The sequence below is a fragment of the Nitrospira sp. M1 genome, assembly GCF_965152605.1.
Map to the genome: position 1 here is coordinate 166516 of NZ_OZ224217.1, position 14344 is coordinate 180859.

The 14344-nt window shown below is 45.5% G+C and carries 16 protein-coding genes; 7 read left to right on the forward strand and 9 right to left on the reverse strand.

The features are described 5' to 3' along the window. Nucleotides 1–306 precede the first annotated feature (306 nt). Together ACWHX8_RS00795 and ACWHX8_RS00800 are read left to right on the forward strand one after the other, a co-directional pair. Nucleotides 307–651, forward strand: coding sequence for a TRL domain-containing protein (locus ACWHX8_RS00795; protein ID WP_447970073.1), 345 nt, complete (start codon nt 307–309; stop codon nt 649–651). 76 nt (nt 652–727) lie between these two features. Beyond that, the gene (locus ACWHX8_RS00800) at nt 728–1453 is read left to right on the forward strand and encodes an outer membrane beta-barrel protein (protein WP_447970074.1); all 726 of its coding nucleotides are present in this window, start codon (nt 728–730) and stop codon (nt 1451–1453) included. A 130-nt stretch (nt 1454–1583) separates the two neighbouring features. Here ACWHX8_RS00800 and ACWHX8_RS00805 read toward each other — a convergent pair whose 3' ends face one another. The 4 genes from ACWHX8_RS00805 to ACWHX8_RS00820 form a co-directional block, all read right to left on the reverse strand. Next, nucleotides 1584–3578: an Lnb N-terminal periplasmic domain-containing protein gene (locus ACWHX8_RS00805; protein ID WP_447970075.1), complete on the reverse strand. Its 1995-nt coding sequence runs from the start codon at nt 3576–3578 to the stop codon at nt 1584–1586. Further along, the gene (locus tag ACWHX8_RS00810; RefSeq protein ID WP_447970076.1) at nt 3529–4044 is read right to left on the reverse strand and encodes a DUF3015 domain-containing protein; all 516 of its coding nucleotides are present in this window, start codon (nt 4042–4044) and stop codon (nt 3529–3531) included. The genes ACWHX8_RS00805 and ACWHX8_RS00810 overlap by 50 nt, the downstream gene beginning before the upstream one ends. 174 nt (nt 4045–4218) lie before the next feature. Beyond that, nucleotides 4219–5241: a methyltransferase domain-containing protein gene (locus ACWHX8_RS00815; protein WP_447970077.1), complete on the reverse strand. Its 1023-nt coding sequence runs from the start codon at nt 5239–5241 to the stop codon at nt 4219–4221. Nucleotides 5242–6110: 869 nt separating this feature from the next. Then, a complete protein-coding gene (locus ACWHX8_RS00820; RefSeq protein ID WP_447970078.1) occupies nt 6111–6623 on the reverse strand; it encodes a putative metalloprotease CJM1_0395 family protein in 513 nt (170 codons plus the stop codon). 235 nt (nt 6624–6858) lie between these two features. Here ACWHX8_RS00820 and ACWHX8_RS00825 point away from each other — a divergent pair, with 235 nt between their 5' ends. Further along, on the forward strand, nt 6859–7563 hold the full coding sequence (locus tag ACWHX8_RS00825) for a Crp/Fnr family transcriptional regulator (RefSeq protein ID WP_447970079.1): 705 nt from the start codon (nt 6859–6861) through the stop codon (nt 7561–7563). 265 nt (nt 7564–7828) lie between these two features. On the opposite strand, the gene ACWHX8_RS00830 is transcribed toward ACWHX8_RS00825, so the two are convergent. From ACWHX8_RS00830 to ACWHX8_RS00840, 3 genes are all read right to left on the reverse strand, one after another. Then, on the reverse strand, nt 7829–8083 hold the full coding sequence (locus tag ACWHX8_RS00830) for a hypothetical protein (RefSeq protein WP_447970080.1): 255 nt from the start codon (nt 8081–8083) through the stop codon (nt 7829–7831). A 254-nt stretch (nt 8084–8337) separates the two neighbouring features. Further along, on the reverse strand, nt 8338–8709 hold the full coding sequence (locus ACWHX8_RS00835; protein ID WP_447970081.1) for a response regulator: 372 nt from the start codon (nt 8707–8709) through the stop codon (nt 8338–8340). 172 nt (nt 8710–8881) lie between these two features. Beyond that, a complete protein-coding gene (locus ACWHX8_RS00840; RefSeq protein WP_447970082.1) occupies nt 8882–9124 on the reverse strand; it encodes a hypothetical protein in 243 nt (80 codons plus the stop codon). A gap of 595 nt (nt 9125–9719) precedes the next feature. Between ACWHX8_RS00840 and ACWHX8_RS00845 the strand changes: the two genes are divergently transcribed. Next, nucleotides 9720–10361: a response regulator transcription factor gene (locus tag ACWHX8_RS00845; RefSeq protein ID WP_447970083.1), complete on the forward strand. Its 642-nt coding sequence runs from the start codon at nt 9720–9722 to the stop codon at nt 10359–10361. A 135-nt stretch (nt 10362–10496) separates the two neighbouring features. On the opposite strand, the gene ACWHX8_RS00850 is transcribed toward ACWHX8_RS00845, so the two are convergent. Continuing rightward, the gene (locus tag ACWHX8_RS00850; RefSeq protein WP_447970084.1) at nt 10497–11204 is read right to left on the reverse strand and encodes a HEAT repeat domain-containing protein; all 708 of its coding nucleotides are present in this window, start codon (nt 11202–11204) and stop codon (nt 10497–10499) included. 106 nt (nt 11205–11310) lie between these two features. Further along, nucleotides 11311–12093, reverse strand: a complete 783-nt coding sequence (gene tatA / locus ACWHX8_RS00855) for a twin-arginine translocase TatA/TatE family subunit (RefSeq protein ID WP_447970085.1) — start codon at nt 12091–12093, stop codon at nt 11311–11313. A gap of 260 nt (nt 12094–12353) precedes the next feature. On the opposite strand from tatA, the gene ACWHX8_RS00860 reads away from it, so the two are divergent. From ACWHX8_RS00860 to ACWHX8_RS00870, 3 genes are all read left to right on the forward strand, one after another. Next, nucleotides 12354–12821 (forward strand): hypothetical protein, encoded by a 468-nt coding sequence (locus ACWHX8_RS00860; protein WP_447970086.1) that lies wholly within the window; start codon nt 12354–12356, stop codon nt 12819–12821. A 319-nt stretch (nt 12822–13140) separates the two neighbouring features. Then, nucleotides 13141–13521, forward strand: coding sequence for a hypothetical protein (locus ACWHX8_RS00865; protein ID WP_447970087.1), 381 nt, complete (start codon nt 13141–13143; stop codon nt 13519–13521). Between the two features lie 56 nt (nt 13522–13577). After that, nucleotides 13578–14339, forward strand: a complete 762-nt coding sequence (locus tag ACWHX8_RS00870; protein ID WP_447970088.1) for a gamma-glutamyl-gamma-aminobutyrate hydrolase family protein — start codon at nt 13578–13580, stop codon at nt 14337–14339. Nucleotides 14340–14344: the final 5 nt, after the last annotated feature.

Genomic DNA, 14344 nt, shown 5'->3' on the forward strand with positions numbered 1-14344 from the left:
GAGAAGCATTACTCGATAGAGGATAGGTATGAGATACTTTTTGACGTTGAGTTGCTCGTGGCATTCACGAGAATCTCAGTGTTGTTCTCAAGAATATGGTCACGCAAGATCTGCAGTTTAGTTTCTTTGAGCATAGTCTGGCGATAGAAGGTCACCTCTTCAATATGTCCGCTAAATTTATGTTTTTGATAAAATGATCGCTAAGAATGGTCTACCAAAAAGTTCTTGACATGATGGGTGATCTCCGGTAGTTGTTACGAGTAAAGACGTGTTTCGTAATCTGTTAATTACTTCAAAGGGGGATTTATGAAAAGAGGACTTGCCCTGTTGTTTGTTGCAGCGTATGCATTAATGTTGACAGCATGTAGCGGAGTTGGTGGGCTGAATCAGCCTAGTGCGGCTTTTGCGGTTGCTGGCATTTACTCTGATGTGAAAGGTGGAACTCAAGTTCTCGATAATGGAGTGGCTGCAACAAAAACGGGGAAATCGTGTAGTAACCAAATTCTTGGAATTGTTGCCAGTGGCGATAATACTGTGGAAACAGCCATGGCTGATGGCGGTATTTCAAAACTTGTCTATATAAACTATGAGTACAAAAATATTGTGTGGGGAGTGTGGACGCAGCTATGTACGGTTGCGCGAGGGAATTAAGCTCCGCAATATAGTTTGTCTTACAGAAGTCTTTCACTGACATGTTAAAAAGGGTCCCGCCGAAATGTGAGTTTCGGTGGGACCTTTTTTTGTTGGCTTATCTGGAAGAGTCTTTTTGCCATTGCGTGAACGTGATCTCAATCACTCTTCTCCTCCATCCAACATCTTTATGAAAAGCATACTCTTACTGATGGTGGCAGTAATCCTTGTTGGTTCTACAGATGAACTTATGGCACTGGATGAGATCGATATATATTTGGGGGGATATGCCCAAGGAAGCATGCCGTTAGATTCGAATAAAGATATTCGGGTACATGGGCGAACTGTTCAGCAGTCGTCGATTGGTGGTGGATTGGGCGGGGGAGTAAAAATTGGGCTATTCCATGATGTAACCAAGCGAATACTCGGTATTGAGTTGGAATATGGTGGAACGGGAGGAGATATTCGTGTTCAACCAATTGGTCGCCAAGGTGAGTCAACAAGTGATCTCGTGACTCTCCATTCTATGGTAAATCTTATTGTCCGGTATCCACATAAGCAGATCAGGCCGTATGTCGGGGTTGGAGTTGGTTCGTCAAGCGGACTGTTGATTAATGCGAAAGTGGAAGGACGGAAGAATAAAAACGTAGAAAGTGCCATCGCCTTCGGACATCAGTACTTTGCCGGGTTGCACATGAATGTGAGTGAAAAGATATTTTTATTCGGGGAGTTTAAATATATTCGTGCGAAGTATCACTGGAAAAAGTTCTCAGTTGATTATCGGTCGCAATCTGTGGTTGGGGGAATTGGGTATCAATTTTAGCGATTGTCAAAACTTTTTCCAAAAGAATCTTTCTGTGTCGAGTTTCTCACTATGATGTTCGTATCGTCAAATGCATTCACGTTGATATTCAAATCAAAGCTTGGCGTGTTGATAAGGTGTGGTGTCATGTTTAAAAGAAGGCTTGTACCCTGAGCATGACTTCATTGTCATGATCGCGGTGGTTGAATTCTGTGCGTAGTGCCCAATTTTGGCTGAGCGTATAGCGTTGCCCAAATGAGACTCTGAAGTCATCGGATTGTTCACCGAGTGGATAGTAAAAATAGCCTATTGAAAATAAGGCTTTCCAATTGTCTGTGAGATTCGTCACAACCCCGCCTGTCACTCCAGGTCCGATGCGGTGGTGATCGTCAAATGCTCCACTGATGTTTGCATCACCTTCAGCAAACATAAAGTAGACTTCCCGGTTAATGACATCTGTTTCGAATGCTCCTCCGATACCAACATTAACATTGCCGTTACTGCAGAGATCGCAATCTCGTGTCTTGATCGTTTCCATGCCCAGGTTGAGTTTCCATGATGGATGTGTAAATAGCGAGTCTATTGGAGACAAGGATAAAACGTTTGCAAAGGTAAAACGCTCGAGTCGAAATTGATTTCGCTTTTCGTAATGCCGTAGTCGCAAGGATACGAGCTCAATCTGTGCGTCACGTGTATAGCCTGTATCAGGGTCGAGGAGGTCATGGTAAGCCCCTCTGATGGAAAATTGTTCGAATAACTCGTCTTCTCTCCACCCAAATCCGATGCCGACTCTGGACGTTTCATGTCCACGTTCAGGGGACGTTGTAAATGGTTTAATCGTAAACTGCGGTGATTGAATGCCTAAAAGGCTTCGCCTTACTAATACTTTTTGGGTTAAAGCCTTGATGTCTTTGACGTTGTCCTGTTCAGTGCGACTCCTATAACGAAGATAGTCTGCTGTCAAATCTAAAAGGAATGCCTGTCGTGTAGGTGAGAGTGTTTCAAGGTTTGGTAGGGTGCGTACAGTCGTGTCGGATGTAACTTTATGAAAAAGCGCAATTTCATTGTCTCGTAAGGCCTCTTGCTTTCTTTTAATTTGAGTGTTGTGCGCGGGTCTATACACGATATCCTCAACAAGACCTTCTTGTTTCATTAAGAGTCTGATGGTGTCTGCCGGGATAGTCCAAAATTGAAAATTGTCTGTAAGGTGAATGTCCGGATTTGCAATTTCAAGTAATGAAAGTATGTGATAGGCGCAATTTTCTTTAAAGAAAAAATAATCAAAGTAGGCGTTTCCCATCTCCCAGGCATGCAAAAGGAGTCGGTGCATCTGTTTTGGTGAGAAATTTAGCCGATATTCCCAAATGTCTCTGTTTTCTAGATCTCGATACTCTTTGACCTTCATGTAATAGGGTATGGTTGAAAAAAATCCCTTGTATCCACCAAAGATCCCCTTCCAAGCATATTCAATCCCTGCATGTTGTGGTACATCTGCCGCATAATTGATCGTATACGCCAGGATTCGTGTGTGTGCCGTTTGGCCTTTTTGGTCAACTCGTAAAAATGTATGACCAAACATTGAGGCGGGATTGTTCATGAATGCTGAGGGGAAAATAATCGATATATTGTCAGGGTTAAGTTCGTTGATCCATGACGCAAAACGTAGGCATGGTAAAGGATGAAGACGTTCGTCGTCGAAATGTAGTTTTTCTTTTAACCAGAAGTAACGGCCCCTGAGGGCGCATTGTGCAGGTTGTTGAGATCGCCCAACAGGATCGCGTGAGAAGAATTGACGAAGTGTGGCTAGTAGCTCGGCTTTGGGATCGGTTTTCCCGGATTCAGCCATAAAAAAACCAGGATCATCGACTTCACTTGTGTATCCGCCTAAGGTGTTAGGTTTGTAATGGAGAAGTAAGTGCCAGTATCGTTTGTCGAAGAGATGCTTGTCGATTGCCTGTTGTTGGAGTTCCTGGATATATGTCGTGTTCTCAGCCGCATGTGTAATGACCGGAGATAGGGATAGAGATAGAGAAGCAAGGCTGATTGTAAAAAAAAATGAAATGGGCCCCAGCACGTAGGCTAGGGCCCGGAAGGTGTTATCGAGTTGAGAGTTGAGCCAAGACAGGGTGGACAACCATTGAGTCATGCAAGGCTTTTACCACGGCCTTTGGCGTCGTTTCACCATTATTCAACAGAGAGGTGTATTTTTCTTGAGTCATGGCAAAGAATTCCGCATGGTGAGCTTCTGGAACGCCCATCAACGTGGCCATGGAAGCCAAGTGCTCCCCTTGTCCCTGCGCCATTTCTTGGGAAAGATTCTCAAAATTCACAGCGGCAAAGACGTTGACCTTTTCTTTCATGACAATCGTACCGTCATTGGTGCATCCTGAGGTTCCAGAACTGATGCCGAATGTTTGGCTTCCGAATGTTCCATTGGTTGTTGCCATAAGCACTTGAGTTCCTATTGCATTCTGATTTGCACTACTACCAGACCAGGCCAAATGGCCTAGACCGCAACCCGGGCCACTGTTTGGCGGGTTGCCAAAGGCAAGGCCAGTGACTCCCAGGGACAGTACTGTTGTCAAACACATCATCGATAACTTTTTACCCATGCGCTTCCTCCTCAAGTTATGGTTATTATGGCTCTCGGTCCACCATGGTCCGATTCGAAACTAATTATAGCAGAGGCATTTGATATGAAAAGAGAAAAATTCGAATAGAAAATTGTCTCAGGTATGACTTGATTAAACGGCTTTCGGGATGGGATGTGGGGAGATGTAGGTATTTTAGCCGGTCGGGCGCATAACCCTTTCGATATTCTGACGTTTTTGCAGAAGATTTCTGAGTGTTCGGTGTCCATCAAGATAGGTAGGGTGAATGCGAGTTAAATCTGATAGCGTTGAAACGGCTTGATCGATTTTTCCGTGATCGAGAAAAACCTTAGAAAGTTGAAGCCACGCTTCGAGACTGGATGGATTGTGGCAGAGTAGTTGCTCATACGTCTGAATGGCTTCGTCTGGGTTTCCCTGCTTGAGGCAATTTTCTGCAAAGGACAGGTACATGTGCGTATCAAGAAAAGACGTGTGCTCTTGACACTCAGCTTGAATCCAGCCCACGTTGATGTCTGGGCGAATAGTGGCGACTTTTTGAGCGACAAGGAATTGATGGAACTCATGACGCGGTTCTTCCCCTTGCGGGGACCCAGCGTGTCTCTTTTTAACCTCTAACAATTCAAATCCTCTGTCCTGTAGCTTTTTGTTGAGTTCATGGTAGTCATAAAAACGGACTGCGATGGTATCCTCCATCGGGGCATCGGGTTGATTTCCAATAGGGATTTGGAAGACGAGGAGCCCTTGCTTTTTGAGGACACGGTTAATTTCTTCTAGATATCGGTCAAACACAGGACGCGGCATGTGCTGAAATGCGACGTACGAATACACAAAGTCAAAGTGGCGATATGGAAAAAGTTTTAGATCGACACCCGATGTTTCAAATGTTGCGGCATTGGGAATGTCTCGTAGCCAGGCCTTGCTTTTCATAATCATTTCAGCTGATACGTCGATTCCCATCAGTTTGTGAAAGGAGCACGAGAGGGGTTTTAATACTCTGCCGATTCCGCATCCAATATCTAGCCCTGTCCATCCTTTCCTGTAGCGTGGCCCAAGGGTGGATAAAATGGCGTCAGCTGTCCGCTGTCCAGATTCAGCAAAGACCTCTTCGTTCTCGTAATCTTCTGTCGCAATCCAATATCGCGTGTGATGTTGTGCCCGACGATCCCAATCGTGTTTCATTTTTGTGATGATGTTCATGAACAATTCCTTGGATCTATGTACTGTGCTGTGTGTGAAACCCTACGCGTCTGTATAGCGACTGACAAAACTTTCTATGGAATGGTGCGGTGCAGACGTTTTGGCCTGATGAGCTTCCTACGCTAAAATTTCAAACTGATAGAAAATTATTTAGCAAGATGTTTGCCAGGTTCATCCAAGAATTTTTATGCTGTTTAAGACTTGACGGTGGGTGATGCCTTGAGCATTTTGCCTTCGCCAAGGGCTGCTGAGTAACCGCAAAGCAATACTAGTTTTAGGCAACAGACTCCAGTTGATGGGCAAGCGATGCCTAGCAAAATTTGAATACTTGGTAACGTGTAGGAAATAGTAATTAGTGTTCATAGAGAGAAAGGCAATGAGTAACTGAAACGAATTTTTTAATACGAAGTTTTGCCTATGTATTAGGAGTGTTGTGTTGCTTGATCTCGCGTTTGGACTCACTCTTTGGTTCTCGCAATGCTGAGAGATTGTGAGTTTGTTGTGAGTTCGCAGTGCTTTCTTAAGGGCATCTCTAAAAACCGTCCTTTTCCGCGATTGCAGCGTCAGCCGTGTGCTCAAATCCTCATGTATTGGCCTCTCGCCGCGTTGCTCGACTGCCCAAGCTTGAGACGGTTCAGGACGCCGTGGCTGTCCTCTTTGCTCTACCGACTGTCACAGAAATTCGCTCGAGACACTGCGGTTTTGCGCGCGCGACTTCCTTGCACTCACGAAAAAATCCTGGTTTTTAGAGGTGCCCTTAATTGCAAATATTGAAAAAATACGTTGAGGAATTTTTCATTGCTCAATACTTCGAAATGGGAGAAGCAAGGAGTGCGTGTGATATATAGGAGAGATCGCAGGCGAATGTATTACACGAACAAATCTATCTGTGGTTGATTTAGAGAGGCAGGGTTTTTTGACTGTTCTTTAGTATCGTCTTCTTGTTCTTTGGCTAACTCTTGTCGAGCTTGTGCCTCCAATGCAGACGTGGATGCTGCGACGGCCCGATCTTGTGAGGACGGATCGGCTGGGGCTAAGGCGGCGGCTCGAATTTGTTGAGCTTTGCGAATCGTCGCTTCAGGGTCTCCGGCAATTGGAGATGTATCAATGTTTACTTCTCCGCCTACGGCATATTGCCGTCCGTCCGGCCCTCGTTCATAGGTAAAGCTAGCTCCACCTTTCGCAAGTCCTCCGGCAGCAGCGCTGTGGGCGTGCTCATGAGCACGGACTTCTTTGTCGCGTGCTCGAAGCTTTGCAATCTCTTGCTGTTCACCTTCATTTTCGGGAGAGGAGGCCCCAGCTTTACGGGAATTGACATTCGTTTTTGGCTCAAAGAAGTGAGCAGGAGAGTTATACGATATTGTCGTGGGAGAAATTTCCATCAAGACATATCTTTCTATATTGGTAAATAAGAATAATATCGGTATGTTAGGGCAAAAACTCAATTGCGCTGGTTGAGGAGGTGTTGAATGTGTCAAGTTGGTTTCGTTTTTTGTTGTTGTTACATTTCTGATTGATTGTGAGTAGGATTGGGGGAAGTCGAAAAGTGGATTTTCATGAGTCAGATTTATAAGACAATACTGGTTGGTTGTGTACGTTTATGAGCGAGGAGTCATTATGCGAGCAGCTGAAAAAGAATTGCAGACGAAAAAACTATGGTACCTCAAGAAGATTAAAGTGTTTTCTGACCTGTCGTGGCAAGAACAAAAGGAATTTGATCGCACGACTCGAATAGTACGCTATCGAAAAGGTGAGCGAATTGTCCTATCTGGTGATTCTAATGAGCATGTTTCTTTAGTCCAGGAAGGTCAGGTGAAAATCTCAAAAGTGAGTAAGGATGGACGTGAATCCACTCTAACAATTCTTGAGTCTGGGGAAATTTTTGGGGAAATGGATGCGTCAAATCCTGCCTCGTATGAATCAATACTGGAAGCGATTGAGCCAGTGGCTGTCTGTGAAATTCAGCGAAAAAATTTTGATAAATATATTCAGACCTATACAGATATTGGAGGAAAGGTTTTAACGTTTACGGGTGGTCGTATACGACAGCTTGAAACCAGAGTGCATGATCTCGTCTTTAAAAGTCCCTCAGCTCGGCTTGCCGCGCTTCTCGTGGAATTAAGTGAGACGATGGGGAAATTAGAAGATGGAGTGATTGAATTACGAATCCGGTTAACGCATGAAAATCTCGGAAATTTGATCGGGATTTCAAGAGAGACGGTGAGCACGCTCATGGCGCAATTTGTTCAATATGGGCTTCTTGAGCAAGAGCGTCGGTATATTCGCATTCTTGATATAGTGAGGCTCGCTACTGTGCACTAAACAACTTTTCTCGTCTACACCTCCCTGACTACGCTTGCGTTTCATCCAATACAGTAAAGAAACCACATGTCATTCGCTTTGAATACGCAGTGAGACGCGTGACCACGAATCTAAATTATTAACGTAGCGGAGTATTCAGGAATTTCAATCCTGAGGAGAGTCGGTTTTGGCTTCGTCTCGGTTATTGTCGGCATGCGAGAAAATTGACAGTGAGGGGGAGTGAGTGGAAGATGAATTGACGAGAAACTTTGTGGTCAGAGAGCTCTTATGTGAAACGACGCAACCTCTTAATGACTAGGTCGGTTTGCTTGTTTTGTTTGGTGATGGATCTTGCTAACTGTACTAATAAGAAAGCCAAGAAGGCCAAGAGGTAAATAGTCAGCGTTGTGTGTAATTCCGAAGATTGTGCTTCGAAGACCGTTTGAGCATTCTTGATCACTTTATCAGCCGCCGCCGCGCCTCCCAAGAGAGTCATCGTGATCATGGAGCCTATGACCATTCCACAAAATAGTTTAAACATAGTAAAACCTACCTATTTTTTATGTGTACAAGCCTATGAATATATCTATAGCGAAACCAAATAACTTTCACCCGAATATACATCATGTACACAGCGCAAAAAACACACCTCGTACAGACGGAAGTAAATTGGAACGGCTATAGAGAGTTTTCTCCCAAGCAACGATATTGAATGGTACTCATGACTCATTGAAGGAATACATACCTCCGATGGGGTATTCTTTCTAAGCCGTAACTGAAAAAATCGAAGCGGTGTCAGGAAGGTTGCTCAAGTGCTAGCGAAACAATTGAGAGGAATTCGCTGAAATTACAGGGTTTGTTCAGAATTGCATAAGCGCCAGCATTACGTGCTCTCGTCTTATCTGATTCATCAAGATTTCCACTGAGCAGAATAATCGGAGGAGAAGGAGTCTTCGATTTGCTTGAAAGACGTTCGATAAATTCTAGGCCGGTTAAAACCGGCATTTTATTATCCGTCACAATCAGGTCTGCTTGTCCAGAGTCTAACCATTCTAAGGCCAATGCCCCATTGATCGATTCAATGCATTCCAGGCCTTGTGATTCGAGCACTAGCTTAAGGGCCCGTCGGGCGTCATGGTTATCGTCGACTAATAAGACTCGTTTCATGTGTTGTGTTCTCAGTTAACTCCACCAAAGTCATCAGGTCGTGATGACTTCAATCAACCATGTTTGACCGGATGTTAGCTATTCCCCTTTTGGGGGGTATGTCGAAAAACTTGAGGATATCTTAGGCGCATGACCTGCAGGCCATTTCTGCAGGGCTTAATCGTTGATCGTGTTATGGCGTAGAAGAGTCAAGGATCGTCCACCCTTTTTCTTCCATACATCCTGCAAATGAGTAGGTATTAGCAGAAATGCCTGTTGTGCCGGTGTTTAATATGGCATCTTCACAAGCAAGTCGATCGTGTTCAAAATTATTAGAAGATGCGCCTGGTTTGTACCACTGCTGTGGTCCAGATGAGCAGCCAGCAACAAACGTAAAGACGCTGAACGTGATGATGAGGCTTATACCAAGTCGCATGAATACCTACGTGTGAGTTCCATTTTCTATTTCATAGTGAAAAGTGGGCTAATTTTACGCCAGTCTTCGTTAAGGTTCAACTCTAACGAATCAAATCATGGCAATTGGATTCTAGGTCACGAACGTTCAACCGTTGGATGTCTATGTCAGCTTAGAACCAATACACATCATTTCCGACAGATGAAGCCATGTTGTCGCAGGGTGAGTTGAAAACATGGAATGGCAATTATTTGGATTGGTTGTCATTTGCACCTGAATTACGCTCTTTACCGAAGAATAGGGCTAGAGATTTCCTAGGTGGTGATAGGCATTGCATAAATCTGGACGTGCTCAATAGGCATTCAGCAGGTTCTGAAATTTTATGAAAATGAACCTCATTACTGTTACTCAAATGGTTCCTTCGTGTTTAGTGAGAGCAAAAGAAACCGATAAAGATACTATCACTTGTTGAATTCCTATATCCGTCCCTATTAATTTCCAAACGTCTGTCATGAGTTAGGACATTGACTTGAGCTATTGAGCTATCGTATCCAGGTGACCTGTTGGAGGTTATTGAGTTTCGTCAGCATATACTGAGTTTTGAATGAGTAATTCCATGATAAAAATTCTTGTGGCAGATGACGATCCCGTTACACTAGCGCTCCTTGTTCGTGCGCTCTCGGGGTTTGGGTATGAGACTATTGAGTGTGGGAATGGGACTGAAGCTCTCGATAAACTGAAAAATGCAGATGGGCCAATGCTCGGTATTTTGGATTGGGTGATGCCGGATTTACATGGACCTCAAGTATGTCAATCTCTTAAGGAGGTTGAGAGTGCAAATATGCTGTACCTTATCTTGGTCACATCGAAAGGTAGTCGTACCGATGTTATTGAAGGGTTTGAGTCTGGAGCGGACGATTACATGACCAAACCTTTCGATTTGCAAGAACTTCTGGCTCGGGTTCGTGTTGGGGTTCGTGTTCTCTCGCTACAGGAAAAACTCGAGGAACGTGTGCAATGGCTCGAACGGGCCCTGGTGGAAGTGAAGCAGCTTCAAGGACTGCTGCCGATCTGTAGTTATTGTAAGAAAATTAGGAATGATGAAAATTATTGGCAGCAAGTTGAAGAGTATTTATCACATCGTATCGATATTCAATTTAGCCATGGCGTGTGTCCGCATTGTTTTGAGAAAGAAATTGCCCCTCAATTAAAAGCCATCAAGGAAAGTAAGTCCTCTTCTAAGGTTCTCCCTTCCTAGACCCATAGATCGCAACGTATTGCATGTTGATTTTCAACGCCTGAGGGTGGATGTTCACGAAACATTTTTAGATAGTGAGCACTCGGATTTGCCTTAGAGGAGACGTTATCTCGGAATATGCACAAGGCAGGTAACTTAATCGGGATTAGAGGCGGCTTCTTTGAGGGCCCATGATGCCCAGAGGTGGACATTGGGTGTCGGGTCGGCTTCCACGGCTTTCTTGAGAACGGTCACGTCATTTTTCCCGCCAAGTTTGCCAAGGCGAAACGCGGCTTCAGTACGAACTCCTTCATCAGGATCGTTCAGTAGAAATGTTCGAAAAACTATCAAGGCACGAGTATCGGCAAGTTCACCAAGTCCAGCTAAGGCTGTCTGGCGTACACGAGCGTCTTCATCTTTTACCGCATCAAGAAATATAGAGTAGGAAGAGGGAATTTCCAGTTCGGTGAGTGCTTGAACCACAGCCCGTCTTGTCGAAACTTCTGAAATCAACAAAACCTGCCGTAACAGATTTGATAATGTTTCTTCCGGTACGACATTACGAAGTGCCCTAGCAGCAGCCTGTTTCACTTGAATTGACGAATCTCCTAAGGTGGTAATGAGTGCTAAGGCTGAATGGTCGGGAAGTTCGGTTTCCATTTGTCCGAGGGCCCAGGCACTATATTCTCGAACTACGGGGTCCTCATCGCTTAATGCAGACGTTAATGCTGGAATGCCTTTTGAGTCAGCCACCTTGCCAAGGGACATGGCTGCGGTACGGCGCATGTCAGCGCTTGGGTCATGGGCTAAGAGGTCGGTGAGGATTGGAACCAAAGAATTGGCATCGTGAGAGCGAGGTTCCATGGAACAGCCTATGAACGTCGTAAAGGCGATACTACTCACAAGCAGGAGATGGAATGGATAAAAAAGCAGCAACCTGATCAAGGGCTAGGTTCTAGAAGGTGGTTCGTTACTCTTTAGGCGGAGCGGGTTGTTTGGCAGCTTCAATGGTCTCTTGCATTTCTTTTTCGGCTGCCTCCATTTCGGCTTGAATGGTCCGCATTTCTGGATCAATGGAGTTTTTAATGTCTGAAGCTGCATCCCGAAACGTTCGAATAGCACTGCCAAGACCTTCTCCCAAGGTTTGCATATCCTGAGGAGCCGGCGCCACAGCCGGCTGTGCTTTGGCTTTCATAGCCGCTTGTTGGGCTTGGACCCGAGCAACAGCCTGTTTATTGACAATGGCAGAAGGCCGTTTCGCCATAGGCTTTGTTTGTGCTGAAGCCGGTAACGCTGGATATGTTGGAGCAGACATAGACGGGGCTGCCATGCTTCGTTCCTCCATCGTCAGAGGTGGTGGAGCCGTATTTGTCGATGCCTCAGCATGTTGAGCTGTTTTCGGTTGAACGACTTCTGGCCCAGCCCCCTTGTACAGCAGAGCGGCTGTTGTTCCAGGAGTGAGTTCCGGTCCTGGTTGATACGGTTGATTAGAAGGAGGAGCTTGTTGGGGTTGGGCATTCGTCGGCGATTGAGCTGAAGCTTCCGGTTGAGCCTCTGAATTGGCTTGAGTCGGTGCTTCTGGCTCCGGTGCGTTTGGATCGACAGGCGGAGGTATGTCATTCACCTCTTTCTTAAAGCCTTTTAAGGCCTTTCCGACGCCTTCCCCAATTTGTGGGAGCCGACCGGCTCCAAATATGATCAGAACGATGACCAAGATAATAATCAGCTCTGAGAACCCCATTGTTCCAAACATGTTGCTCTTCCAATCCCTATCCGACGGAATCGTTGATCAATTAAAGGTTTTTCCTAAGAAACTGTATCCTTCAGGGCAAGGGGGTGTCAACCCGCGAATCGTCATCAGGAGAGTGGACGCTCTTTCGAACTTGGCCCATTTTTCCTATTTGAGTAGGAATGGCGGTCGATGCTGTTTTTGAGTAATACGTGAATCTCAACAAGTCGAAACGTGAGAATAACAATTGTATTTCTCCATGAGCATGATAAAATTCACCATCGATGTCTACGCATTCTTCACCACGAGTTCCACCCTATCGCATTACACTGTTTTATGGACCGGAATATCTTGAAGGTTCGCCCCAAATCATTCAATGTATCTTTAATGTCAAAAAAAGAAGTTGGAAGGGCGGCGTACAAATCGTTGTCGATGTCGAGCAATCGCAGTACACACGAGTGGGGGCATCTGTTCAGTTCGATGAATGGTTAGAAGGCATTGTCGCGCAGCTCCCGGAAGATTTCCGGTCTGAGAGTAAAGAACGAGCCAAAGATCTTTTTGCTCAACAAGTGTGTCTCATGAAATTACAGCAAGCTATTCAGCAGGGAATCAAACAGGAAAACAGTACATTAGAGCATGAGATGTTGGTTGAAGAGTTAGACACGGCGACGACCCAAGCAGCCGAACAAATTAAAAATCAGGTTCTGACCGAACTCGATGTGCAAGAAATTGTGGCTCAGGAGTTTTCATAAATGAATGTTGTGCAACACACGAATCCCTGTAGTGCTAGGGGGGTATTCCGCATGTGTAAGGGCATATCACTTTTAGGAATCAGCTGCCATGTGAGATGCCATGAGTCTTGACGAGATGCTTGGTGAAATAGTTACACGTTCGTGTGTGAGCGTACGTGAGTGACATGTGGTCCTAGATGCTGGAACGAAACCGTGCCGGCTGACTTACATGATTCGAGTCGATAATAATTTAGGAGAGTTTGACAGAGCCCAGAGAAATGAAAATTCCTCAAGCAGTGGTAATTTTATCTATTATGTTTGGAAGGGAGGGATACATTCCATGAGTACTTATTCTATGAGACATCGACCGATGAGTGGTGGGCGTGGAACAATGGCTTTGATCGTCATGTGTTTTACTGCCGTTATGCTGTTGCATCCAGGCGCAGTGTTAGCCCAAGAGGAGGAGAGTCAAGGCAGTGAGGCTGGATTGGGAATTGGGAGTGGTTTGCTGACCCTTGTGTATTTCCCGTTGAAAGTTGTGTATGCCGTATTGGGTGGTGTGGTAGGAGGGTTTACCTATGTGTTGACGGGTGGAGACCTTGAAACGGCCCAAACAGTGTGGAAGCCAAGTTTCCACGGGACCTATGTCATTACGCCTTCGCATCTGAAAGGCGATGAAGCCGTGCGATTTTACGGTGTGTCTCCCTATGAAGATCAATAGTCATTGAACCGATAAGTATGAGAGGCATTGTTGTACGTTTGTGAAGGTGAGCAAGCATGAAACCTATCATAGGCATTACGCCTGATTATAATGCTGGCGATCGTGAAGATATGGGCGGAAAGGAGCCGACCTATTTTCTGCGAGCTCGGTATGTGCAAGCCATAGAAGATGCGGGAGGGCTTCCTATTCTGTTCCCATTGGTCATCGATAGGGTCCGGCAACGTCAACTCTTGTCCCAGGTTGATGGACTCCTGGTTACAGGAAGCGGGTCGGACTTAGATCCTCAGTTGTATGGGGAACGCCAGTGTGTGCCATTTCGGCAGATGAGTCATCAACGAAGCAGCCTCGAGCTGGGGGTGAGTAAATTAGTGTATGGAACACATCATCCAACATTAGGCATTTGTGGTGGAATGCAATCTATCAATGTGGCTTTAGGAGGGACGTTAATCCAGGACATTGCCGTACAGCATTCGACGGATATTGCGCATTTGCCGCCTGGTTCCGCCACGAAGAAGGCACATGGAATTACGATTGCACCTCAGACCCTCTTGCACAAGATTGTTGGCAAGTCTTCGATCCGTGTGAACAGTTCACACCATCAATCCGTGAAAAAAGTTCCAGGTCGATTGGTGACGAGTGCCGTATCTCCTGACGGCGTCATCGAAGCCATTGAGGCGCCAGCCCATCCTTTCCTTCTTGGCGTGCAATGGCATCCTGAGTTTCTCTATAAGCACGATCCTCTCCAAAAGAAATTGTTTCAAGCCTTTGTGAAAGCCGCTAAGTCTTTCAAGATCTCACGCGCCAGGCGGTCAGCATAGAGACC